The sequence below is a fragment of the Hornefia butyriciproducens genome (genome assembly GCF_009695915.1).
GTDB classification, from domain to species: domain Bacteria; phylum Bacillota; class Clostridia; order Peptostreptococcales; family Anaerovoracaceae; genus Aminicella; species Aminicella butyriciproducens.
In genome coordinates, this window is sequence record NZ_VUMZ01000001.1 from 371,888 (window position 1) to 396,216 (window position 24,329).

Consider the following 24,329-nt stretch of genomic DNA (forward strand, 5'->3'; position numbering starts at 1 on the left):
TACCTCCTTGTCACATCATCTCCGACAAACAATCGAATCGTCTATAATCTCCAGCGTGTCCCGCTTCACCCGACAGGGCAGATACAGAACTTCCACGCCGGCTCTGACGGCTTTCCTCAGGGTCTCACCAAACGCAGGGTGCGTCGTCATGTTGGGTCTTACCTCGATAATTCCCTCCATCTGTATCACAAAGGCCAGTACGGCGCGGTATCCCTCACCAACCGCCTTCATCAGTTCATGCAGATGCTTCACTCCCCGCTGCGTCGGTGCATCCGGGAAATACCCGATTCCGTCTACCTCCAGCGTGCAGCCCTTGACTTCCATCAGATACGGCACGCCCTCCCGCTCCATGTAAAAATCCATGCGGGAATTCCCATAGGAATACTCCGGGCGGATCGCACTGAAGCCCGCTCGACTCAGCCATTCCTGCACGACCCTGTTCGGCGCCTGGCTGTCGATATTCACAAGTCCCAGCCCTTCTTTGTACACCGCAATCAGATCCCATGCCGTTTTCCGGTTCGGATTTTCCGCCTTCGCCAGAATCACAGGTGCCCCCGGCAGCAGAAGTTCCCGGCATCGCCCGGTATTCTTCACATGCACGGTCTGCGGCGTTCCGTCGATTTCCACGTGAGCCACGAAACGGTTCGGCCGGTCTATGAATTTTCCTTCCACCGTGTTTTTATACTGCATTGGCGTTGAATACCTCCGTTTCAGTTATTGTAACACATAGCCGACAAAAAATCATCCGCACAATTGTGATTGCTTTTCTGTCTCTCAATTTCTTCCGCCCTGACCACATTTATGCTATAATCGATGTATGCTTGATATATGTTCATTAAGTCCCCGTTGGGTTTAACGGGGACTAACGGTATTTTTCGGCAGCACCTTTGTGTACAATCTATTCGCAAGGTGCGCCGCCACACATTAAGTCAACCCACTCTATACCAGAAAGTCAAAACTTATTTCACACACCAGACAGGAGGACATCATGCTGAAACAAAATGAACACGCAAAAAAATCCGCCACATGGTTTGGACTGAACACGCCGGGTGCGGAAATCGCAGACGTTGACGCCGTTATTTTCGGAATTCCCTATGACGGCGGCGTCAGCTACAGAGGCGGAGCCGCCCAGGCGCCGGATCTGCTGAGGGCCAACACTGATCATGCTACACCCTGTACGGAACGGCTCGGTTTCTACCGGGATTTCAGAGTTCTGGATGCAGGCAACTTCGATGGAACCGATCGGGATGAAATTTTCGCGGAAGTACAGGAATATGTTGAAACCCTTGTACGCAACGACGTGAGATTCACAATGATCGGGGGCGACCATTCCGTCACAATTCCGGTTGAACGCGGAATCAATGCAGCGCTTGATGAGCCCTTTGGCATTATCCATATCGATGCGCATATGGATCTCAGTTACGAACTGGAGGGAGATCCTCTTTCCCACGGTTCTACCGAGCAGCGCGCACTGGAAATGTCCAATATCACGTCTGAAGAGAACCTGTACTTCATCGGAATCCGTTCAATTGAACCCGATGAATTTGAATTTCACATCGGCAGAAATCTTCAGATCAAGACCTCTTGGGACTGCTACAAAGAGGGAATCGAGGCGGTCGCTGACGACTGCATCACGAAGATGCGGAATTTCAGCAAGGTTTATCTGACCTTCGACATCGATGCGCTGGACCCGGCGTATGCAGCGGGCACCGGAACTCCTCAGTTCGGAGGGCTGACCTCGCGCATGGCGATGACTCTGCTGCAGAGGCTGTTTGCCGGACTGAACATCATCGGATTCGACATCGTAGAAATCGCGCCTCCTCTGGATGATTCGCTCGCGTCTATGTACGCCGGGCGCAAGCTGCTGACAGAAGGCTGGGGCGCCTGGGCTGACAGCCTCGGCAAGCTCGTCCGGTTCTGAAGTCCCGGACGATGCGCAGTCAGCACCATCAGGTCCTACAGCGACATAATGGACAGACACCGGTTAGAAACGTGCACCGCCAGAAGCACAGAAAAGGAGCAGTTCAATCTGAACCGCCCCTTTTCTGTGCTTTAATTTCAACAGTCCCGCACGATCATCACGCCGTCTCGAAATCCCTCTTCATCGCCGCGATTCTGCCTTCGTCACTGAAGATTTTCGCGATCTGCAGAGCGATGAGTTCGGCGCCCTTCACCAGGCATTCATGAGCCGCATCCGTCTTAACGAGCTCGGCGAACTCTCTGGTATGGATCGCCACACCTCTGGGTGCAAGCTGCAGGCACGGATGGAAGGTAGGGCAGACGTAACTGACGTTTCCGGCATCGGCGGAGCCGAAAACAGCGTCATAATCTCCGTTATCCGGAATATCCAGTTCATCGAAGATCTCCCTCAGCGCATCCAGTCCCGTGGGATTCGGCTTCAGATCCTGATAGGTCGCCGCCGTGGAGTACGTATCCCAGGTCGCGCCTGTCGCAAGGCAACCGGCCTTGACACAGTTGACGACCTTGTCATTCACTTCCTCCATATAACGATAGTCCAGCGCCCGGACATACAGCTCTGCCGTAACCTTCTCCGGAACGATGTTCGGAGCTTCTCCGCCGTCGCGGATGATTCCGTGAATCCGGACATCCGGCGTAACGTGCTGCCTCAGCATATCAATTCCGTGGAACATCAGCTGAGCCGCATTGAAGGCGTTGATTCCCTCCCAGGGAGACGCCGACGCATGCGCCGCCTTCCCGTGGAAGGTGTACATATCGCTGCGAAGCGCCAGCAGTCTGGGCGTTACCAGATTCTGATCATACAGATGCACCATGATCGCCATATCATAACCATCAAACACGCCGTCCTTCACCATCTTGCACTTGGCGCCGTCAGTCTCCTCCGCCGGCGTTCCGATGATATGGATATCCGTGTCCAGCTCGTCCTGAATATCCTTTGTCGCAATCGCTGCAAGACAGCTGATAGCTCCGCTGAGGCAATGCCCGCAGGCATGTCCCACCTCCGGCAAAGCGTCGTACTCCGCCATAATCGCAACCTTATATCTATGGCCGTTGTTTCCTGCTACTCCCCGAAACGCGGTATCAAGTTCATCGAAGGGATATTCCACCTCATATCCCTTTCCCCGCAGCAGTTCGACGATTTTCCGCGAGGTCTGAAATTCTTCACCGGAAAGTTCCGGATGATCTGCGATATCGTCATTCAGCGCGGACAGTTCCTCCCGCCCTGCTTCCACTGTCTGTATGATTCTTTCTTTCAATACTTCGTAATCCATATAACTTCCTTCCCTGCAGGTTTCTGCTGCGATACACCCTGTATCCGGCTCCTGCTCTTCAAAACATCAGACCCGGCCTCTACTTCATTTCTAAAATCTCAGCCGGCCGCCGGTACCTGTCAGGCGACACCGGTCGCCCAACTGCGCCTTCATCATACAAATCGCCTCCAGACCTGTACAGTGCAGAGGCACGACAATCTGCGGCTCCTCCTCTATCAGGCGGTCGATAATCTTCTGACGCATCCCACAGGAGGCTCCGATTAAATGCATCCCGGCGACCACCGCATACAGCGGCTCTCCGGGGAACAAAGCCTTCGCGCGGCATATTGCGGCGATGATACCTTTGTGACTGCATCCGGAGAAAAGAACGATGCCCTTCCCCGGTTCCCGAATCGCCAGGAACTGCTCATGAGACATAGTGTCCGGAATCAGATCCCTGCCAGTCCGGGATTTCCCGGCAGAACCCGCCGACATTTCTCCTGCAGATTCCGGCGTCAGTTCCCCGGCAAGTCCCGGATCCGCTCCGGTCCGCAGCCGGTAGAAACGCTCCGGAGGCTGAAACTCCGGCAGTTCCGGAATTGTTCCGGAAACCACGACATCTCTGCCGATCCATTCCGGGCCGTCCGTCCGAATCACCCTGTCGCCGCAAACCTCAAGCACTTCGGGATCCCAGAGAATTCCGCACTCATAATCGTCGATTTTTCCCTTTGTTTCCCCGAAGGTCACGCCGAACGCGTCCCTGTGAAGATAGATATCCGCCTTCCGGTTCTGTCTGCAGAATTCAGGCATTCCGCCTGTATGGTCGAAATGTCCGTGACTGATAACGCAGATATCCGCCTCCGACAGATCCACTCCCTTCTGCCTTGCATTCGCGAACATAAGCTCGGACGCACCGGTATCGAACAGGATTTTATGATCCTCCGTCTCGATATACATCGCAAGTCCGAACTCTCCTCTGCACCGAAAATCCTTCACATAATTCTCAGCAAGTACTGTTACATTAATCATGATACGGAATAAAGCCGCCCCTCCGGCCGTCGACGATTTCGGTGCCTCTGGCAGCGATTCCGCCGTTCACAAAGACATAATCGATTCCCGCGGGCGGGAGGCCGCCGTCGGTAAAAGTCGCCTTGTCGATAATTGTTTCCGGATCAAACACAGTCAGATCCGCGTCAGCACCCTCTTCGACCCGGCCTTTGTTCCTGAGTCCAAGACGCTCCGCCGGCGTGAAACTGATCTTGCGCAGTGCGTCGATCAGTGACAGGGCGTGCTCCTGACGGACGTATTTCCCCAGAACCCGGGGGAATGTCCCTGCGGCCCGCGGATGTCCCGCTCCCTGATTGATAATGGCGTCGCTGGCGATCATTCCGTAAGGATCCGCCACCGCCTGCCTGATTTCCTCCTCATTCATCACAAAGGCAACCGCGAGCATGTCCGGATAATTTTCCCGGGCGTCCTCGAACATTTCCTTTGTACACCACTGATACAGGTACGGTTCCTCTGTCAGAAGGATGCTGTCGTAGCTCCTGTGCCAGGCCTCCAGACATCCGTCCTCGAAGACTGACGAGCCCATATGCGTCGAAAAAGCGTCATAAGGATAGGTATCATAGTTCAGCCGCGGATTGCGATCCATCGCCTCGTGAATGAGATTCAGCGCATCAGTCATCTGCCCCATGGCCGCACAGCTGGAAAGATGGGAAATCTGGAATTTACTGCAGATCGCATCTGTAACCTGAATCATCTCTCCGATGGCATCCAGGGCCTTATCATTATCCGATCTGTAATGAGCTGCGATAAGATGCCCCGGATTTTCTGTCACCTTTGCGGCGTACAGAATCTCATCCGTCGTCATGCCGGGGTCGTATTCAATGCCGAAGGAAATTCCGATCGCGCCTTCCTCCAGCTCCGACGCCAGCATTTCCCTGATCCGCTTCCTCTCTTCCTGCGTAGCTGCTGCATAACGTTCCGTACCCAGCCGGTAGCGGCACTGGTTATATCCGGCCAGCATCTGGTAATTGACCGGAGAACCGCCGAGTTTCTGAATTCCGGATTTGAATTCCTTCAGTGTCTGGTGCTGAATACCGCAGTTTCCTCCCACTGCCGTTGTGACGCCCATCCGGAGCATCATATCTGCGATACAGTAGTTCAGTCCTTCACCGGCAAAATCCTCCTCATGCATGTGAATATCAATGAAACCCGGAGAAACCACTCGTCCGGAGACGTCAATCACCTGCGCCGCCTTCGGCTCTCCCTCCGTAATAATGTCAATTTTTCCGTCCCTGATTCCGATATTGCCGCTTTTCATTTCTCCTGCGCGGAAATCCGGATAGCGGCCGTTCACCAGTAAAATATCAAGCATTTCAGTCTCCTTACCTCAGTTCTGTTTTTTCCTGTACTGCCTGTACAGGAGCGCTTCGCGCGCTACCGTATAAAGCGCCATAACGATGATGAAAACAGGCGGCAGCATGGTACTCTGTTTCAGGAACAAACAGACGACGCCCACGCCGAGGGTAACAAAACACAAAGTCAGAATTTTGTTCCCGAAGAGCCTGCAGAACATCACCATCTCCTTCTCCGGAATGTTCTCCCGGACAGAAGCCGTCAGCAGTCTGGTATTTCCCCGCTGAATCTGTGACCCAAGGAGAAACAGCTGTATCCCGATAAAAATCATCAGTCCGCCGAATATCGTCATTTTCCGTCCTCTTTGTCTCTTTCTCCGCGCCTGTCAGGCTGACTGCCGCGACCGTCGTTCTTTCCGCGCCCGGCGTTCATCCCGTGCTCTCCTGTTCCTTCACCTCTTATGTTCTCTCTGCCGGCGGCGAATCCCGGAAAGGTAACGCCAAGTACGTAAACAACAGAAAGAGGCAGGGATACCGTAAGGCACAGTCCCAGCCAGGTGACATAATGCATGGCAAACATATTGATCAGCATAGTGACAGCCGCCGCCATCAGCAATACGTGCTTATTAAAATTCCGCACCAGCGTGACGAAGAAAATCACCATCGCGGCGACGGAGCACGCAAGTAATATCAAAATATAAAACATTTCTTCCTTATAAAAAAGGCAGGGCCGCTGTGTCTTCCACGGAGTGCCTGCTGTATCGGTCAGCGGCACAGCAGCCTCTGCTCTCTTTGACAATAGGTTAATCGGATTCCGGCCGGCTTTTGCCGGTCAGTTCATCGCTGTTTCCGGATTTAGAACGGTCCCAGGTTGATCGCCTGCGCAACAATGACAAAGACCAGTCCAAGCAGGTATTCCAGCCCGATCAGCGGCAGAATCCACTTCGCCCACTTGGCCCATGGAATCTTGGCCAGCGCCAGTCCCGCCATAAAGTATCCGGAGGTCGGCGTAAAGATGTTGGAAATTCCGTCGCCAAGCTGGAACGCGATACATGCGACCTGACGGTTTACTCCGACCAGATCGCCCAGAGGCGCCATGATCGGCATGGAAACCATAGCCTGTCCGGAGCCGGAAGGAACCAGATAGTTCAGCAGGCACTGGAAAATGTACATTCCAACGGCAGACGCCATGGAAGGAAGCTGCGACAGTCCCGCCGCGGATGCGTGCAGAATCGTGTGCAGATTGTTGGCGTCGTTCAGAACGACCAGAATTCCTCTGGCGAATCCTACAACCAGAGCGCCGGAAGCGATTCCCGCCATTCCAGCTCCAAATGTCTCCGCATATTTGTTGAAACCCATCCGGTCAATCGCCGCGATGATCATGGACATTCCGAAGAACAGTGCTGCGATTTCATCCATATACCATTTGTAGTGAATAACGCCGAAGATCAGAAGAATAATCGCCGCCAGGAACACGATCAGAATCGCCGCGTCCTTTCCGGTGAATTCTTTCAGTTCCTCCATCTGCACCGTGTCCTCACGGGTCTGGTCAAATTCATACATCAGGGACTTCTGCGGATCTTTTTTGATTTTCAGCGCATATCTGCAGACAAACACCGTTGCAAGCGTCACCATGCACAGATACATAACAATACGAAACGTCATTCCCGACAGCAGCGGAAGTTCAGCAATTCCCTGCGCCACCTGAATGGTGAACGGATTGATGAAGGCTCCGGCGAATCCTGCACCGGCACCGCAGAGTACGATGGCCGCACCGGTCATGGAGTCATACCCCATCGCCAGACAGAGCGCGACGAAGATAGGGATGAACGGAATTGTTTCCTCTGCCATTCCGAATACAGAACCGCCGAGGGAGAACAGAACCATAACGATCGGAAGAATCACAATCGTTTTTCCTTTCAGAGCCTGCACAAGTTTACCCATGCCTGCCTCGATCGCTCTCGTCTCCTGAACGACAGTAAAGGAGCCGCCGACGATGAATATAAAGAATATAATCTGTGCGGATTCCTGCATTCCTCTCGGAACCGCGGTCAGGAACTGCATCAGGCTGACCGGCGTTTTCGCGACGGTGTGCCAGGTGCTTGCCTGAATAATCTCTCTTCCGTCAATCGTCTTGGTGTCATAGACGCTTGCCGGCATAATGTAACTCAGTATCGCAAAGATTGCAATAATGGCCAATAACAAAATGTAGACGTGAGGAACTGCGAATTTTCTCTTCTTCTGAGTATTTTCCTGAACATTCTCTCCCATCTTGGACCTCCTTTCTCCTCGGTCAAAATTTGTGATTAAGAAATAACATTGATGCACACACCCGATGACATCCTTCCGCAGAGCACTCCCTGACCTTCCGCGAGAGGAAATTATCAGATGCACGAATAAATATACTCTTATTCTATCATGAAAAAGAATTTTTACAATAACGGAAATACTCAAACTTATCCAAACTCGATTGCCGGTTTATCCTATTTACACAAATATATCACACATTTTTGTACTGTGCACGAAAAAAAACGCCGCAGCGAGCGACGTTTTCTGGTGATTTTCTCGTTGCAGCATTTCTTTTTTTCGATATCCTAATCTGCGTCAGCGGGATTCGGAACCAGCCGACCCCCTGAGCAGACACTGATTACAGTTTCCCCTGCAGCTTCAGAAGCCCGACAAACGCTTTGTCGCGGAATTTCGTGATTTCCTCCACGGTTCTGCCCTGTGCACCGGATCGGTCTGCTATTTCCTCATCCACTCCGTCCGCAATCTGACCGTAGTGCTCAATCTGGTCCGGTCGGCGGGCCGCAGTCTTTCCGTATTTCTCTGCCATCTCCCGGAATCCGCCCTGCACGCCCATGGACATGGTCAGAAGCTGTCCGGTCACCGCCATCCGCAGTCCCGGTCCGTACATGATAGCCTTATCCACATCCTCGACATCGCAGACGCCGTCCAGAACCTTGTCAATCGCGCCGTCCATTACTCCCCAGGAAAGACTGTTGACAATAAAGCCCGTTACCTCTTTGCGGCAGACCACAGGCTCTTTGCCCATCGCCCGGTAAGCCTCCAGCGCACGGTCAATGGTTTCCTGCGGTGCGTGAGGCCCGCAGATTTCGATCAGCGGCAACAGATACGACGGATTGTACGGATGACCTACAATAATCCGCTCCGGATAGAGCGCTCCCTCCGCCAGAGCAGACGGGAACATACCGCTTGTCGAGCTGGCAATGACTGTGCTGTCACCGCAGATTTCCTGTATCTGACGATACGTCGAATGCTTGAGTTCAAGCTTCTCAGGCACGCATTCCTGTACAAAATCAGCTCCGGTCACGGCTTCCGCCAGATCCTTTGTGAAAGACATCTTCGACAAAGTCTCGTCCGCTCTTTCTCTGTCGACAGCTCCCGCCTCCACGAGAATATCCAGAACCTTTCCGACAGTTCCCTTCACTGTCTCCGGCTCCGCAACGTCGTACAGCACCACATCCTGACCTCTCAGCGCAGCGTTCACCGCCAGACCGGAACCGATCATTCCGGTTCCCACAAATGCAAATTTCATTGACCCACCTCCGGTATTCTTACTTCGAGTTGTTCCTTTGTTGTCCATATGCAACAGTGTTGCAGAAATCCTGCCGTCCCGGGCCGAAAATACAGAAGCCCCGCCCTCTCCGGGCAGGGCTTCATCCCTGTCATACCATCGGGCCTCCGTCATTTCGCCCGTATCAGTTCCCGCGGGCAGCAGATTTACTTTGGCCATATGAATTGCAATTTGTGTGCCAGCGAACAGTGCAAGCATGATATACTCCAGTGCGCTCCGACGAACACCGACGGGCTGTACGCCCGGATGGACTCCGCCGAACGGCGTGAACCGCAATGCGTCGGAATCCCCCGACGCCGCCGGCCGTTACAGTTTGCGGAAGTCGCTTGCCGGATGCTTGCACAGCGGACAGATAAAGTCCTCAGGAAGTTCCTCTCCCTCATATACATACCCGCAGACACTGCATACCCAGCCCTTGCCCTTCGCCTCAGGCTTCGGTTTGACGTTCTGCTGATACCAGGAGTAGGTCATCGTTTCCACGGAATTCAGCACCGCGGATTCCGTCAGCTCACAGACGAACATCCAGTGAGAGCCCATATCCACGATTCCGGTCACCTTCATGGACAGATAGGCATTGGCATACCTGCTCAGATACGCCAGCCCGTTGGAGGAAATCCCGTAGTGCCGGTAATCCGCGAACTTATCCACATCACGGCCGGACTGAAAGCCGAAGTGCTCGAAGATCCGGAAGGGCGCCTGCTGGTTCAGCACGCAGACATTCAGCACGCCGGTCCGGTAAATCACCTCCGCAGTGTAATTAGATTTGTTCAGATTCACGGCGAACCGGTCCGGATTAGAAGCCACCTGTGAAACCGTGTTCACGATTTGCCCGTTGTGTTTTTTTCCGTCGTTACAGGTCACCACATAGAGTCCGTAGCCGATACGGAACTGCGCCGTCGGATCGATGGTCTGTCTGCGGCTGATCTGCGCACCGGCGTAGTCCATGGCCAGCTCATCCGCCAGCGCATGAAGCTTCTCTGTGCTTTCCTGATTCAGCGCGGACAGAATCGTTACATTATTCTCCGTAAACAAAATATCCTTGGAATCCCTGAACGCCGCCTTCATGACATTAATGGCGTTCGGCGCCCAGGAACCGTTTTCGATCAGCGCGACAGTCCGCTTCTGATAGTTGCGTTCCACCAGATGATCGATGAACTCCCTCATAAACGGGAAGATCTCTGAGTTAAAGGTCGTGGTGGCCAGTACCAGTTTATCCAGGCGGAATGCGTCCTCAACGCACTCAGAAATATCGCTTCTAGCCAGATCGTGGAGCACCACCTCCGGAACACCCTTGTCCTGAAGTTCTGTGCAGAGCATCTCCGCGGCTTTCTTTGTATGCCCGTAAACAGAAGTATAGCAGATGCATACGCCGTCATCCTCCGGCTGGTAACTGGACCAGGTGTCATACAGTCCGAGATAATAGCCGAGGTTCTCCGTCAGCACCGGACCGTGCAGCGGGCAGATCGTCGCGATATCCAGACCGGCGGCTTTCTTCAGCAGATTCTGCACCTGCTCCCCGTATTTGCCGACGATCCCGAAATAGTAGCGTCTCGCCTCACAGGCCCAGTCTCCGCCCGCGTCCCGGGACCCGAATTTCCCGAATCCGTCCGCAGAAAATAGAACGCGGTCCGCCGAATCATAGGTGACCATCACCTCGGGCCAGTGAACCATAGGTGCAAACACAAAGGTCAGTTCATGAGTTCCCAGCCGCAGCGAATCCCCGTCTCCGACCTCCAGCTTGTTTTTCAGCGTGAGCTCCGGGAAGAACTGATGAATCATCTGAAAGATCTTGCTGTTGCCGACCACCGTCGTCTCCGGATATGTATTCAGAAACGCCTGAATCGATGCGGAATGATCCGGTTCCATATGCTGTACCACGAGATAATCCGGCCGGCGCCCCTGAAGAACACAGTAGACATTCTGAAGCCATTCTGACGTCTTCCTCTGGTCGACGGTATCCATGACCGCGACCTTCTGATCCAGAATCACGTAGGAATTGTACGCCATTCCCTCCGGAACGACATAATGTCCCTCAAACAGATCGATATCGTAATCATTCACACCGACATAGACGATGGAATCTGTAATTTTATCGTTCATTAGATATTCTCCTTCCAGATATTCTCTTCCGCATACCTCAGACCTCCGGTGTCCGTGCCGGAGCATTCGTGTTCTGAGCCGTTCCTGTCCGGCAGCTGCCTGTCGCCCCGTTCCGCGCCTGCAGTATTCATACTGCAAGTTTAGCAGAGATGGGTGTGAAAATCAATCGGTTCATAGCGTCTCCTGCAACAAAAAAAATCCGCGCCGGGGCACTTAAAGGTTTCTCGAGGAGTCCGCAGGCTGCGGTTCTCCGAAGTCGCCGGAAATCGACGAAAGGCCGCGAGAGGGCTGCGAGCGTCCCTGTGAATAGACTCTTAAATTCGTGGGTCGGGACGAAAACCTTCTGGTGCAGCGACCGTATTTTGTTTTTGTGAACAAATTTCCGCCGAATAAATTATTGATATTGACATTTTCCTGCCGCTTTTATATAATTGTCTTTGCGTTTGTATCTATATATACGCGAATAATGCAATTATTATGAAACCGGAGTTTTTGAGTTCGAAATGAGGAGAGTGTAAATGAGAGAACAATGGAATTCTAAAGTTGGTTTTATTGTCTCGGCAATCGGCTCCGCCGTTGGCCTTGGCAATCTCTGGCGATTTCCGTATGTGGCGGCGAACAACGGAGGCGGAGCGTTCCTTCTGCCTTACCTGATCGCCATCATCACGGCGGGAATCCCGATTTTAATCATGGAGTATACCATCGGCAAGTCCTACCGAGGCGGCGCTCCTGCCGCACTGGCCCGACTGAACCGACGTTTTGAATGGCTGGGCTGGGTACAGGTCATGATTTCCTTCATGATCCTGATCTATTACTTGGCAATTGTTGTATGGACATTGTCCTATGTCGGATTTTCTTTCACACAGGCCTGGGGCGCTGATCCGTCAAAGTTCTTTGTCAAATTCCTGGGCGTAACCGCAAACGCACATACTCTGGGCGGCATCCAGACCAACCTGCTGATCCCGTTCATCGTCGTATGGGTTCTGGCGGCAGTCATTATGTACAGAGGAATTTCCAAGGGCGTAGAACTGGCCTGCAAAATCGGTCTGCCGATTCTGATGGTTCTGACCTGTGTCCTGGTCATCCGCGGGATCACGCTTCCCCATGCAGCAGACGGTCTTCAGTACATGTTCAATCCCGACTGGTCATCGCTGGCGAAACCAAGTGTCTGGATCGCGGCATACGGTCAGATCTTCTACAGTCTGTCCATCGCATTCGGCATCATGATTTCCTATTCCAGCTACCTGCCGATGGAAACAGACGTGGTCAACAGCGCATTTATCACTGCAACTGCAAACCACGGATTTGAGCTGTTCGCCGGCATCGGCGTCTTCAGCATTATCGGCTTCATGGCGTATTCCCAGGGCGTGCCTGTCGAGCAGGTTGCAGGCGCCGGCGTCGGACTGGCCTTCATGACATTCCCAACCGCCATCAGTTCCCTGCCTACCATGCAGGCACTGACCGGCGTATGCTTCTTCGGTGCACTGTTCGTGGCCGGTATCACCTCGCTGGTATCGATTTCTCAGGTAATCGTCACCGCAGTGAAAGACAAATTCGAAATTTCCCACAACAGGGCCGTCACCTTCACACTGGTTCCGGCGTTCCTCCTGAGCATCTTCTTCGTCACGGGTGCCGGGCTGAACATCCTGGATATCCTGGACGCCTTCATCAACAATATCGGACTCGCCGTTTCCGGATTCCTTGAGCTGATCCTGGTCGGCTGGTTCTTCAAGCTGGAGCAGATCCGCCAGATGGCAAACCGCTACTCCAACTTCCCGGCTTCCAAGGTCTGGTTCATCGGCTGCCTGAAGTTCGTCACGGTGATCATGCTGGGCATCATGACCTTCCTGAACACACGCGGCTTCGTACTCAACGGCTACGGTGAGTACAGCCAGCTGGATGTCAATATTTTCGGATGGGGCTCTCTGCTGATCGTCGTCATCGGCGCCATCGTACTGAATAACGCGAAGAGCCGCGAGGGTTATGCGACCCTTGATCCGCTGACCACAAAGGAGGTGGCACTGTATGAGTAGCGCAGCAATTACCATGATGATTATCGGATGCGGACTCCTGTGGGGAGGCTTCATCTTCAGCATCAGCTTCTATTTCCACGCCAGCAAGAAAAGAGCCGAGCAGGAAGAGAAGCACGCGTCCTGAACGGCGGACTTCTGTAAATATGAGTTGCCGTAAACGGCGTACTTCATGAAATCAAAATGGAGGCTGCCGCGAGAAACATTGGCGAAACGTTTCCCGCGGCAGGCCTCCGTTTTTTGTGCGTCCGGCGAGCGCACAAAAATATCTCATTTCCCATAATGTCAAATTGACTCTTCGGAATGAGCCTTTGACTCTTCGGAAATCTTCCTTCTTAATAAGTGTCTGCTCATTAAGTCCCCGTCGGACTTAATGGGCGCTGACGGCAGTTTGTCAGCAGCGCCACGGCGCACCATCCAACGGAAGGGTGCGCCGGCAGACACTAATTGATGCTTGTGCTCAGGGATTCGGCCGTTTCCGAATCCCACTGCCGCAAGGTTTTCGGGTGAAACGCTTGAAAACCTTGCGGCAGGCTATCGAATATGCTCTTTGTATTATTGATATTTCAAGCATATTCGATAGCTGAGCACGCATTAATAAGCAATCCTGAAATAGTCCAAATATGTTTTATATTTATCCTGTGCGGTCAGACAAGTGTCTGTCAGGTAGCCCTTTTCATTATTCCACTCTTTCAATCCCCGGTAATAGAACATCTTCAGATTATCCTCAATAATGAAAGGAACAATATTGTATTTCAGGCATTCCTTGAACATAATCAATCTGCCCACACGACCGTTACCGTCTTGGAACGGATGGATTCGCTCAAACTTTACATGAAAGTCCAGAATATCTTCAAAAGTCTTTTCTTCCTTGGCATTATATTCTGTAAGTAACGCTTTCATCTTATCGGCAACTTCTTCCGGAAGGGCGGTATCCATACCACCGACCTCGTTTGGAAGTTTTTTGTAGCTGCCAACAGCGAACCAGTCTTTTCTGGAATCGCTGGTTCCGTTCTTTAAAATCAGATGAAGCTCTTTGATAAACTTCTCTGTCAAAGCGGCTTTCGCATTATCAATGATCATATCAATGCAACGGAAATGATTTGCTGTTTCAATCACATCGTCAACATTGAGAACCTCATTTTCTATGCTGATCGTGTTGGTTTCAAAAATATACCTGGTCTGATCGTGAGTCAGACAGCTGCCTTCGATATGGTTGGAATTGTATGTCAAATCAATCTGTGTCTTATGGTAAATTCCGCCGGAGTATTTGCTCGCCTTCTGCTCTTTCAGAATACTCAAGAGAGTAATCGGTTCTTCTTTTCTCTTGTTGATGCGCTCTGGTTTTTCTGCATTTTCGGGAATATTCCAGGCCTTGCCGGTAAGAAACGCTCCATTCACACGTCCCTGGGCACAATAGTTTCTAACACTACGCTCCGACACATCCCATTTCTTTGCTGTCTCTGCAACCGAAAGATATCGCATCTGCTATCCTCCGTCATAAATCAAATCAAAAAAACTACACTTATCTGCTGTATAGCATACCACATTATCGGCAAAAATATCAACTGTCCCTGTCTTATATTTCTCATTTTTGCCGAAGCGGGAAATCTTGTTCCAATCATCATAACTCACAGCCACACTAAATCTTATAAGAAATATGATAGGAATCACATTCTGCAGTTTTATCTCCCAATAGAGCCGAATTCGGCATTCCCTGAAGCAGTATCAGGATATGCTCGCGCTGTCCGCCAGAATCGCCTCGACCACCTGAACATCCGCCGGCAGCCAGTCGACAGAATTCAACTCATCCGTTGTCAGCCATCTGGCAGCCTCATGCTCCAGCAAAACCGGTTCGCCATCAAGTAAGTCACACCAGAAGCAGTGCATCGTCAGATGAAATTTCGGATAGTCATATTCAACTGTGCACAGCTTCTCACCAACCCGAATCTCTGATTTCAGTTCTTCCTTTATCTCCCGGACAAGAGCCTGTTGCGGAGTTTCTCCGCGTTCTGTTTTTCCGCCGGGGAATTCCCATCCGTCCTTAAACTCTCCATAGCCTCTCTGTGTCGCCAGGATTCTGTCATTCCTGCGAATGATTGCCGCCACAACCTCAATTGATTTCATGCTGTCTCCTTGTATATTCTTGTATCTTCTTATATCTTCCTGTCTATTGCCGCACAGTTTTCAGCGATCTTCCCTGAAATATCGATAAATGTCATTTCTGACGCGATGCTCCATCGCAAAACGAAAATTGACAATCGGTTCCGTTTTGCCGTTCTCGTCCACCTTCTGCACCGTTTCGCGCCAGTGCGTCGGTTTCATCCTTCCCATATAATAGAAGTCGGTTCCCTCGTCATCACTCTTTTTAACAAAGAGATAGATTCGCAGCCCGTTGTTCTCACAATTTATAATATCCTGCGCCTCTTTGCTGTCCAGCCTGACATTATGCCGCGTCATCCAGCTGAAATTCTCCTCATCCTGAAAGCCGTCATCATAATTGATCCCGGAGGAAATATCTGCCGCTTTGTTATATGTCACAAAGATAGGACACGAGTTTTCACGGATCGTATATCCGAACACCGTCGCACTGGTTTCATGCTCCCAGTTCAGCAGCCTGCATACATCCTTTCTGGAATATTTTTCATACAGAACAAAATTGTCCTCGTCATGGACCGCATATTTGTCCCGGTAGCGCTCCAGTCCAAAGGAAACAAGGTCCTGCATCTGCTCCCGGTATTCCGGCTTGTTCAACGCCTTCCTGAATGTCTGCGACCGTATCAGGCTTCCCTTCGCCATCTCCTCCGCATCAAAGAATTCCACCTCGCCATATTTCTTTCTGTATAACTGTGCGTTCGTAAAATCCATGCTCATCACGTTCAACGCCGAATCATAATCCTGCTCTCGGAAGGGCTCCCGACGAGTCCACAGCCAGTCCCGGATAATGCGTTCACTCACCGAACCGTCCTCACACAGCGCCTCCAGAATCAGCAATTCATGCGGGCGCTTTCCGTTTACGAGAAAGTCCGAAACGAACTGCAGACTCTCCTGCTCCGCGTTTGTGAATCCGAAATCCTTTTTCTCCATCACACTTATCAGGCGGTCATATGTTCCGTAATTGCTCAGAATCAGCATCGGATCGATTTCCCCGTAATGGTAGAAATCCAGTATTGTCGGAACGCGTCCCAGTTTCTGCCGGAATGCGCGGTATTTCGCGGCAATCAGCCTTTTCCCTGCAGTGAAGCTGTCGATCGATTCAAAGATTTTTCGTCTGGCGATTTCATCAAAATGAATCGTTGACGCTCCCGGAATAACATTTGTTCCCTCCAGAACATACTTCCGAACCGCATCTTTACTATATGTCCGGTCTCCCGACAGCGCCATCGGAATCAAGTAATTTCGGGAATAATTCGCGATGAAGTCGAGCACCACAACATATTCTTTGTTCTCCGCCTTTCTCAGCCCGCGTCCCAGCTGCTGAACAAAGATAACAGGACTTTCCGTCGGACGCAGCATGATAATCTGATTCACTTCAGGGATATCAATTCCTTCATTGAAAATATCGACCGTGAAGATATAATCCAGCTGATCTTCCCCGGAGGATCCCGACAGACGCCTGATACAATCTTCTCTTTGTTCCTGCGTATCTTCTCCCGACAGGAACGCGGTTTTCAGTCGACGCCCTTCAAAGCAGCGCTCATTGAATTTCCTCGAAAGTTCCTGTGCAACATCCTTCCGGCTGCAGAACACCAGCCCCTTTACACGCTCTCCGCTATAACCGTAGAACTGCACCTGGCTCAAAACATAATCCACTCGGTCATCGCATGTGATGAGATTGAATCTGCTTTTGTCATCAATCTCTTCCCCGTTTATTTCCAAATCCGTAATACCAAAATAATGGAACGGACAGAGCAGATCCTCTTCCATCGCCTGACGGAGGCGGATTTCATACGCGATGTTATTGTCAAACAGACGATAGACATCATATCCGTCCGTTCGCTCCGGACTTGCCGTCATTCCCAGGCAGAATTTAGGTTTATAGTAATCGATAATTTTCTGATAGCTTTCCGCGCCGGATTTATGGGCTTCGTCAATTACAAGACACTCGAAGTGATCCGGCGGGAATCGCTCCATAATCTCCGGCTTTGCCATCATCTGCATCGTCGAGAACAAAAAATCCGCGTCGTAGTCTCTGCTGCTTCCGGAAAGCAAGCCCATGTTTACTTTGTTGCCGAAGACTCTCCTGTAGCTCTGCAAGGACTGTTTGGCAATCTGTTCCCGGTGGACCACAAAGAGCACCCTCGAGGGATTCTGATCCCTCAAGGCAAATGCCGATGCATAGGTTTTTCCGGTCCCCGTCGCGGAAATCAGCAGCGCCCGTCGTTTGTGCTGTCTGATGAGCTCACGCACATTCTCAATCACTCCGACCTGCATTTTGTTCGGCGTCAGTGTCGCCTGTTCGAAATCGATCGGATTCGACTGGAGCGCGATTTTTCGCTGCCTGCGGGCTTCCTCATATCGGATTCTGTAATGTCCGATAAATTCCCGGTATTCTCTGGTTCTGTCCCGGTCGTTCCACAGACGCTCAAATTCAGAAAGGATATCCTGTGTAAATTCTCCCCGGTCAGTTGACACCAGTTTCGTGTTCCACTCTTTGTTCTTCGTGAGAGCGGAAAGGGTCATATTGGAGCTTCCGACTAAAATCCGGTACAGTTCTCTGTTCCGAAACACATACCCTTTCGTATGGAACCCCTGTGCAGTTCCGTCCGACTGAAACATTCTGACTTCAATATTGGAAAATCCGGCAAGCTTATCCAGTGCCCCGGGCTCACTGAAATTGAGGTAATCCGTGGTCAGAATCCGGCCCCGAACGCCTCTCTGCTCCAGTTCTCTGAAGGTCTGCAGCAATGGCTCAATTCCGCCCATCGTAACAAAAGCGACGCTGAAGCTGAATTCCTCGCAGTCTAACAGTGCGTCCTCAATCGTTGTGAGGACCTTTCTTCCTGACTGATAATCATTTGAAACGAACTGTGGTCTGTATGCGAGATTCGACTGATGCATGCCGTCGACAAACGCCGTGCGGAGCCCTTCTTCAAGTTCCGCACCGGATGTATTGAACTCGCTGATGTTTCTGCCTTCCTCCGTCATATGTCAAACAACTCCAAATTCTCCTTTGTTCAGAATAATGACCAGTTTATTCTTTGTCGCAGTCCTGTTCCCTGCGAGACATCTCAACCATGCGCTGCGCCATCTCCGCCAGATGCGTTACCGCCTTCTGCGGCGTCAAAATCCGAATCTCTCCGCCGAAGCGGAACACCCACGCATAGAATGTCGGGCTGAGGGAGACCTCCACGTCCACGACGAAACGATTTCCCGGCAGAACCCTTGTCTTCAGCTCGGTTCCGAAGCGGTCAACGATGTATTTCGCCAGGCTGTCCCGGCACTCCAGCCTCACCTTCACCGGCTCGCCGTCATACATCTCAAAGATGCGTCTGGAATAATCATCCAGGCTGAAGTTTTTCGGCGGCGTCTCCGCCGGCACCTCTGTCATTTCGGGCGCCTGCATCCGGTCGACCCGGAACGCGGAAACGTTCCCGTGCTTGTCAGACCAGCCCACCGCGTAATAGTAGTCTTCATTCCAGAAGAGCGCGTAGGGACTCAACTCGTAAACCTCTCCGTCGTTTCTCAGGACAGGCTTCAGCTCGGGCGTATACTCGATATACTGAAACCGGATCCTTCTGCCCTCGTTGATGGCGTGATTTATCGTGTCAACCATGTAATAGATCGTTTCATTATCGGATTTGACACGGTTGGTGGCATAGATGTGCCGTTTCAGCTCCCGCTGCTGGTTCTCACTCGCCAGAGAACAAAGTTTGGTTCCCAGTTCTTTGCTCTTTTTCGCCGTAATGAAACGGGAAGAAGCCACCGCGTCAATGAGCAGTTTCAACTCCGGCAGTTCAAACCGGCGGTCTCCCCAAAAATACCTGTTCGGACGACTCACAACCTTCACTATATCAACGCCCAGTTCCTGCAGGAGAGCGATATCACCCCGAAGTGTTTTTTCATTGGCGGGTGCACCGTGCCTCGCAAGGTAATCGATAATTTCCCGTGTAGTCATAGCGTTATTCTCATCCGTCTGTATATAAAACATCCTCGTCAAAATCAGCAGACGGGCTTTCACTTTGTTCTTCTCTCCACTATCGCCAGACATCGCAATTCCTTTCTTTCTTTTCTCGTTTTTCTTTTTTCGTCTTTCTCTACGATTCCCTCTGCGGTTTTTTTCTTTCTTTACACTTTTCCCCTGAGTTCTTGCTTTTTCCGTTCCTGCCCGCGGCATCGTGTGCAGACCGATGCTCCCTGCGGACGGCATCGCAGCTTACTTCTGCCGTTTTATCTTCAGTCCGCGCAGATACGCTTTCTGCTCCGGCGTGATTCTCCTGCTTTCGATCGCTTTCTGAATCGCTTTGTTATGCGTCCAGTCATCAAGCCTTTGCTCCTCCAGAAACGGCAGAACCGCATCATACTGTTTGGCAAGAGCCGTGGCAAAATACCAGGCGATCATCATATTCACATAATATTCATCCGATCGGAGCCGCGCCACCATCTCCGGATACGCGAGATCGAAATCTCCGTCCAGATAATGCTCCATCAGCATACCGACGCCGAATCTCACCGTGTAAGGCTGTTCAGATGTCAGCCAGTCCCGTATCGGCGTCAGCAGTTCTGTCCGATGCTTCCTGAATACCCGCGGCGACATCTGGTCGCAAGTCGCCCAGTTATTGACAAAAGGAAGAAACCTTTCCACCGCCGCAAGGCATTCTCCGTAATCCTTCATCTCTGACAAAAGAAAAGCGTGCAGCTGATCCTCATCATAGTATCGGTGCGGGAGATTTTCGAGAAATTCATCCTTATCCGGCCGTTTCCCAAGCTCCTTCGCGAATTTCCGAAGTTCCGGCGTCCTCACTCCGATCATACGATCCGTCGACATTGTCGGGATCAGGCGGCTCTGAAAATCCCGGTAATCTGGATCCTGCAGACGGAACAGTTCCTCCCTGATTTCATCAGTCAGCATAATTCCTCCTCATTGCTGTGTACACATTTTTCTGACTTATACTATACCACAGGTCTGCCCGCGGATAAAGGGCTATCCGCCTGAAGGCCACAGACTGTCCATGGGAAATCTGCGTACTGTCCGCGCGAGTTTCGAGGGAGCCCTCCCCCGATGATTCCGACGTTCCCGCGCCGCCATCTCCTTTTTCGGTTTGCTCCATTTTGTCTCATAGTTGGGACAAACCGGCCTGTCCTGACTCTGATTTGGTGCAGACAGTCTGCTTTCTCCGACGCTTTTCTCCGGGCAGGATACTTACGGACAATGAGGATTTGTTGATTTTTCAGTCGATTTCAATGATTCATAATGATTTGCACAAATACCTTTACAATTGGCATGGACCGTGCTTATTAATATTAGCGTTATATTTTTTTTATTCATCAATGAGGAGGATTTTTCAAAATGGAAAAAGAAACAACAATGAAGACGCCGAAGGCTCCGACTGTATGGCAGTCGCTGATCTCCTTCGGAGCTCTGGTAGCAGTAATGTCTGTCGGCATAGCCTACTTCCATGTAGACCCTCATGTTCCGATGTTTATCGGCGTGATCGTGGCGGCGCTGGTTTCGCTGTCCCTCGGGTACAAATGGAGTCAGATTGAGGAGATGATGATCTCCGGAATCTCCAAGGCGATGCAGGCGATTCTCATCCTGTGTATTGTCGGAATGATGATCGGCGTCTGGCCACTGAGCGGAACGATTCCGACCATGATTTACTACGGGCTCAAGCTTCTGTCCCCGTCGATCTTCCTGATCGCCGCTCTGCTGATCTGCTCGATCACATCCCTGGCCACCGGAACATCCTGGGGAACCGCAGGAACCATGGGATTAGCGCTGATGGGCATCGCCCATGGACTGGGTATGCCCCCGGGGCCGACCGCCGGAGCGATTCTGTCCGGCGCCTATTTCGGCGACAAGCTTTCGCCGCTGTCAGACACGACCAATCTGGCCCCGGCCATGGCAGGCACCGATGTATTCACTCACGTCAAATACATGATGAAATCAACTATCGTAGCCTACTCTATCGCCCTCATTTTCTTCGGCGTATACGGCTTCACGCATGCATCCGGCGGAAATGTGGACACCTCACAGGCTGAACTCCTGGCAAACGGGCTGAAGGATACCTTCAACATTAATCCGCTGCTTCTGATTCCGCCAATCGTTGTCATCGGAGCGATTGCACTGAAGATCCCTGCGATTCCGGGAATCACACTGGGATTGATCACAGGCGCAGCTGGAACATATCTGCCGGAAACTGGCCCAGTCGATGTGCACCCTCCGCAGACGCACTCTGGCCTCCCCGGGCCTGAGTTCAGGGCTGTTGTCGATTTTCCATGCGCTGACCGGCACCATCCCGACCGGCTCTATCACGCGGTCAATCCCGTAATTACTTTTCATTGCTTTTCACTTCTTTTCACACCATCGTACAAAACCCGGTCCAACCGTCATCTCCGGATCCTCTGTTACCAGTTTACAGGATTGCGGCGGACATTCAAGCCCTGTCCCAGATTTGGGCCAGAACAGGATAAAAAAATCCCCCGTCAGGCTAAACTTCCTGACAGGAGACTTCTCAGGTTTACCTCAGGTTCAGCTCAGGCGGAATTATACGGGCCTGTGCCGAGGCGAGCGTCCCTCAGACTCATCTCAGATCCAGCTCCGGCGGAACATCAATCTCCTCTCCCACATATTTTCCGTCCTTTTTGCGCTGCTTCACACACTCTGTCAGCAGGTACTCAATCTGTCCGTTCACCGACCGGAAATCGTCCTCCGCCCAGGACGCAATATCATTATACAGTTTTTCCGAGAGCCGTAACGGCACCTGTTTCTTCTTCATCCTGCTTCGCCTTCTGTCTTCTGTCGTTTCTTCTCCCTATGAGCCACGGACCGGCCATGTACGTTCCAGATGCGGCAAACCGCAATCTTTCATGCCTGCTTTTGTCCGGTTACTCCCGGCAATATGCCGACGCGCAGGTCACTGCCATCCCCCGGCATGTCAGCTCCTGCGCCTGCACGATGACCATCCCCCAACGTGTCTACTCCTGTGTACGATGACTGCTCTTAATACAGGCTTCCTGTATTTACAATCGGCTGTGCCTCATGATTGCCGCAGAGAACAACCATAAGATTGGAGACCATTGCTGCTTTACGCTCCTCATCGAGTTCAACTATTTCTTTTTCATTCAACCGATCCAGAGCCATTTCCACCATGCCGACTGCACCTTCCACGATCATAGTGCGAGCATCCACGATCGCCGCAGCCTGCTGTCTCTGCAGCATAGCCGCCGCAATCTCTGTCGCGTAAGCGAGATAAGTAATCCTTGCGTCAATAATCTCCAGGCCGGCCTCATTCACCTTTTCCTGAATTTCATCCCGGATCCTGGCCGCGACGATCTCGCTGGACCCCCGGAGACTTCCTTCATCCGCAACACCGTCTCCGGTCGTATCGACTCCGGGCGCAACATCATACGGATAATTCCGGACAATGTTCCTCAACGCGCTGTCACACTGAAGTGACAGATATTCCTTGTAATTATCCACATTGAAAACCGCTTTCGCCGTATCCGTTACTCTCCACATCACTGCGATTCCGATCTCCACCGGATTCCCCAGGCAGTCGTTGATTTTCTGTACATTGTTGTTCAGCGTCATGACTTTCAGCGAAATCTTCTTGCTGACCAGTTCAGCCGCATCCGGTTTTTCTTTGTTCCCCTTGAAAAAAGCAGACTTTCCTCCCTCGCCGGCATCGCCGCTCTGACTGAGTCTGGTTCTCGCCGCCGGGTTCATGCCTGTGCAGAAAGGATTCACAAAATAAAATCCCTCACCGCGAATCGTTCCGACATATTTGCCGAACAGCGTCAGAACCAGCGCCTCCTGCGGCTTCAGTATCTTCAGTCCAAGCAGCAGTATCCAGCCGAGGAAGAACCATGCCACGCACAATGCGCCAACCAGAATACTTCCTCCGAATTCCATCGTGCGCAAGAATAGTATCACTGCCGCAAAATAAAGCACAATTACCATAACCAGAACCGTCATCCCCCGTTTTTTCGTTGTCAAAATAGTTTCTTTCATTTCAGTTTCCTCCCAAAATCTGACCGTTAGCGTGTGGAATGCGTGCGATCACGCTGGCCATCCCGATTACCGAGACAACCGAGACGATCGAGACGACCGGAGTTCTCATCGGTTTCCCTCACGCATCTGCCGAACGTGCACCTTGTATCTTAATGATATCATTTTGATATCATTTGTCAAGCGGCTTTTCGAATATTTTTCTTTTCGATTCAATTGAGAGATCACGAGTTCTCGGCCGTCAGGCTATCGGAGAGCGCAGAATCGCGGAAACACACAGGCGATTCTTCAGAACAGTGAATGTGTTGAGACGCATGTTTATACCTCTAGATAGATTTATTTGCCTGAACAGGCCTGTGAACTTTGAAAAATTTATGAAATCGACAGGATTACGTGGCTCGCAGGTTCAGCAGACGGTTCCCGCAGGTCCAGGCCTGTGAAATCTTGCCGGACTGCAAAACCTTGCCGGCCTGCGAAACCATGCCGAGTTATGGTTTTGTCATTTCAGAGCACAACAAAAGAATACTCCGCGCTCCATAGCTATGACTTATTTTGTTCTTTCCGTCATGACTTTTCTAGCGTAGCTGCAGGTGGTCGTTACGGAACCGCCCTCCGATTCTGCTTTGTTCAGAACGCACTCGACCAAACGTCTTGCAATCCCCTGTCCGCCATAAGCAGGATCTGTCTCCGTGTGTGTGATAATCCAGTCGTCAAAATGCCTTTGGTATTCACATACCCCCGTCAGTTTTTCTCCATCGTAGGCGGCAGCGCGCCTGCGGTATTCTTCAAGTCTGATTTCAATCATGATTTGTCACCTCATTCACAATTTCTTTTACATCT

General features: G+C 51.6%; 21 protein-coding genes. 4 read left to right on the plus strand and 17 right to left on the minus strand.

The genetic code is table 11. The features are described 5' to 3' along the window. Positions 1 to 15 precede the first annotated feature (15 nt). The gene (sfsA, locus tag FYJ64_RS01685; protein ID WP_154573505.1) at positions 16 to 690 is read right to left on the minus strand and encodes a DNA/RNA nuclease SfsA; all 675 of its coding nucleotides are present in this window, start codon (positions 688 to 690) and stop codon (positions 16 to 18) included. Positions 691 to 988: 298 nt separating this feature from the next. Between sfsA and speB the strand changes: the two genes are divergently transcribed. Further along, positions 989 to 1,921: an agmatinase gene (gene speB, locus FYJ64_RS01690; RefSeq protein ID WP_154573506.1), complete on the plus strand. Its 933-nt coding sequence runs from the start codon at positions 989 to 991 to the stop codon at positions 1,919 to 1,921. A gap of 157 nt (positions 1,922 to 2,078) precedes the next feature. On the opposite strand, the gene FYJ64_RS01695 is transcribed toward speB, so the two are convergent. The 9 genes from FYJ64_RS01695 to FYJ64_RS11610 form a co-directional block, all read right to left on the minus strand. After that, complete coding sequence (locus FYJ64_RS01695) at positions 2,079 to 3,251, minus strand: M20 family metallopeptidase (RefSeq protein WP_154573507.1); 1,173 nt, start codon at positions 3,249 to 3,251, stop codon at positions 2,079 to 2,081. A gap of 90 nt (positions 3,252 to 3,341) precedes the next feature. Beyond that, positions 3,342 to 4,259: an MBL fold metallo-hydrolase gene (locus FYJ64_RS01700; RefSeq protein WP_154573508.1), complete on the minus strand. Its 918-nt coding sequence runs from the start codon at positions 4,257 to 4,259 to the stop codon at positions 3,342 to 3,344. After that, positions 4,252 to 5,610 carry an amidohydrolase family protein gene (locus FYJ64_RS01705; protein ID WP_154573509.1) on the minus strand — a complete coding sequence of 453 codons (1,359 nt, stop codon included), beginning with the start codon at positions 5,608 to 5,610 and terminating at the stop codon, positions 4,252 to 4,254. The genes FYJ64_RS01700 and FYJ64_RS01705 overlap by 8 nt, the downstream gene beginning before the upstream one ends. Positions 5,611 to 5,625: 15 nt before the next feature. Beyond that, entirely contained in the window at positions 5,626 to 5,943 is a 318-nt protein-coding gene (locus FYJ64_RS01710) for a hypothetical protein (RefSeq protein WP_154573510.1), read from the minus strand. After that, on the minus strand, positions 5,940 to 6,296 hold the full coding sequence (locus FYJ64_RS01715; protein ID WP_206045495.1) for a hypothetical protein: 357 nt from the start codon (positions 6,294 to 6,296) through the stop codon (positions 5,940 to 5,942). Before FYJ64_RS01715 ends, FYJ64_RS01710 begins: the two co-directional genes overlap by 4 nt. Before the next feature lie 149 nt (positions 6,297 to 6,445). Beyond that, positions 6,446 to 7,861 (minus strand): YfcC family protein, encoded by a 1,416-nt coding sequence (locus tag FYJ64_RS01720; RefSeq protein WP_154573512.1) that lies wholly within the window; start codon positions 7,859 to 7,861, stop codon positions 6,446 to 6,448. A gap of 376 nt (positions 7,862 to 8,237) precedes the next feature. Beyond that, positions 8,238 to 9,149 carry a 3-hydroxyacyl-CoA dehydrogenase NAD-binding domain-containing protein gene (locus FYJ64_RS01725; protein ID WP_235897075.1) on the minus strand — a complete coding sequence of 304 codons (912 nt, stop codon included), beginning with the start codon at positions 9,147 to 9,149 and terminating at the stop codon, positions 8,238 to 8,240. 345 nt (positions 9,150 to 9,494) lie between these two features. Next, on the minus strand, positions 9,495 to 11,288 hold the full coding sequence (locus FYJ64_RS01730; protein ID WP_154573513.1) for a flavin reductase: 1,794 nt from the start codon (positions 11,286 to 11,288) through the stop codon (positions 9,495 to 9,497). Then, positions 11,288 to 11,419 carry a hypothetical protein gene (locus FYJ64_RS11610; RefSeq protein ID WP_268891375.1) on the minus strand — a complete coding sequence of 44 codons (132 nt, stop codon included), beginning with the start codon at positions 11,417 to 11,419 and terminating at the stop codon, positions 11,288 to 11,290. Before FYJ64_RS11610 ends, FYJ64_RS01730 begins: the two co-directional genes overlap by 1 nt. A 387-nt stretch (positions 11,420 to 11,806) precedes the next feature. On the opposite strand from FYJ64_RS11610, the gene FYJ64_RS01735 reads away from it, so the two are divergent. Beyond that, positions 11,807 to 13,321 (plus strand): sodium-dependent transporter, encoded by a 1,515-nt coding sequence (locus tag FYJ64_RS01735; protein WP_154573514.1) that lies wholly within the window; start codon positions 11,807 to 11,809, stop codon positions 13,319 to 13,321. Continuing rightward, a complete protein-coding gene (locus FYJ64_RS01740) occupies positions 13,314 to 13,445 on the plus strand; it encodes a MetS family NSS transporter small subunit (RefSeq protein ID WP_154573515.1) in 132 nt (43 codons plus the stop codon). The genes FYJ64_RS01735 and FYJ64_RS01740 overlap by 8 nt, the downstream gene beginning before the upstream one ends. A gap of 467 nt (positions 13,446 to 13,912) precedes the next feature. On the opposite strand, the gene FYJ64_RS01745 is transcribed toward FYJ64_RS01740, so the two are convergent. From FYJ64_RS01745 to FYJ64_RS01765, 5 genes are all read right to left on the minus strand, one after another. Next, positions 13,913 to 14,803, minus strand: coding sequence for a Fic family protein (locus tag FYJ64_RS01745; RefSeq protein WP_154573516.1), 891 nt, complete (start codon positions 14,801 to 14,803; stop codon positions 13,913 to 13,915). A gap of 243 nt (positions 14,804 to 15,046) precedes the next feature. Next, positions 15,047 to 15,445: a (deoxy)nucleoside triphosphate pyrophosphohydrolase gene (locus FYJ64_RS01750; protein WP_154573518.1), complete on the minus strand. Its 399-nt coding sequence runs from the start codon at positions 15,443 to 15,445 to the stop codon at positions 15,047 to 15,049. Between the two features lie 60 nt (positions 15,446 to 15,505). Then, positions 15,506 to 18,466, minus strand: a complete 2,961-nt coding sequence (locus tag FYJ64_RS01755; protein WP_154573520.1) for a DEAD/DEAH box helicase — start codon at positions 18,464 to 18,466, stop codon at positions 15,506 to 15,508. 46 nt (positions 18,467 to 18,512) lie between these two features. Next, positions 18,513 to 19,529: a helix-turn-helix transcriptional regulator gene (locus tag FYJ64_RS01760; RefSeq protein WP_206045496.1), complete on the minus strand. Its 1,017-nt coding sequence runs from the start codon at positions 19,527 to 19,529 to the stop codon at positions 18,513 to 18,515. Positions 19,530 to 19,694: 165 nt separating this feature from the next. Continuing rightward, complete coding sequence (locus tag FYJ64_RS01765; RefSeq protein ID WP_154573523.1) at positions 19,695 to 20,390, minus strand: DNA alkylation repair protein; 696 nt, start codon at positions 20,388 to 20,390, stop codon at positions 19,695 to 19,697. Positions 20,391 to 20,828: 438 nt separating this feature from the next. On the opposite strand from FYJ64_RS01765, the gene FYJ64_RS11865 reads away from it, so the two are divergent. After that, complete coding sequence (locus FYJ64_RS11865) at positions 20,829 to 22,475, plus strand: Na+/H+ antiporter NhaC family protein (RefSeq protein WP_465250597.1); 1,647 nt, start codon at positions 20,829 to 20,831, stop codon at positions 22,473 to 22,475. 6 nt (positions 22,476 to 22,481) lie between these two features. Here the strand turns inward: FYJ64_RS11865 and FYJ64_RS01780 are convergent, their stop codons facing one another. Continuing rightward, positions 22,482 to 23,492, minus strand: coding sequence for an SPFH domain-containing protein (locus FYJ64_RS01780; protein WP_154573525.1), 1,011 nt, complete (start codon positions 23,490 to 23,492; stop codon positions 22,482 to 22,484). Between the two features lie 544 nt (positions 23,493 to 24,036). Beyond that, complete coding sequence (locus FYJ64_RS01785; protein ID WP_154573527.1) at positions 24,037 to 24,294, minus strand: GNAT family N-acetyltransferase; 258 nt, start codon at positions 24,292 to 24,294, stop codon at positions 24,037 to 24,039. Between the last annotated feature and the right edge of the window lie 35 nt (positions 24,295 to 24,329).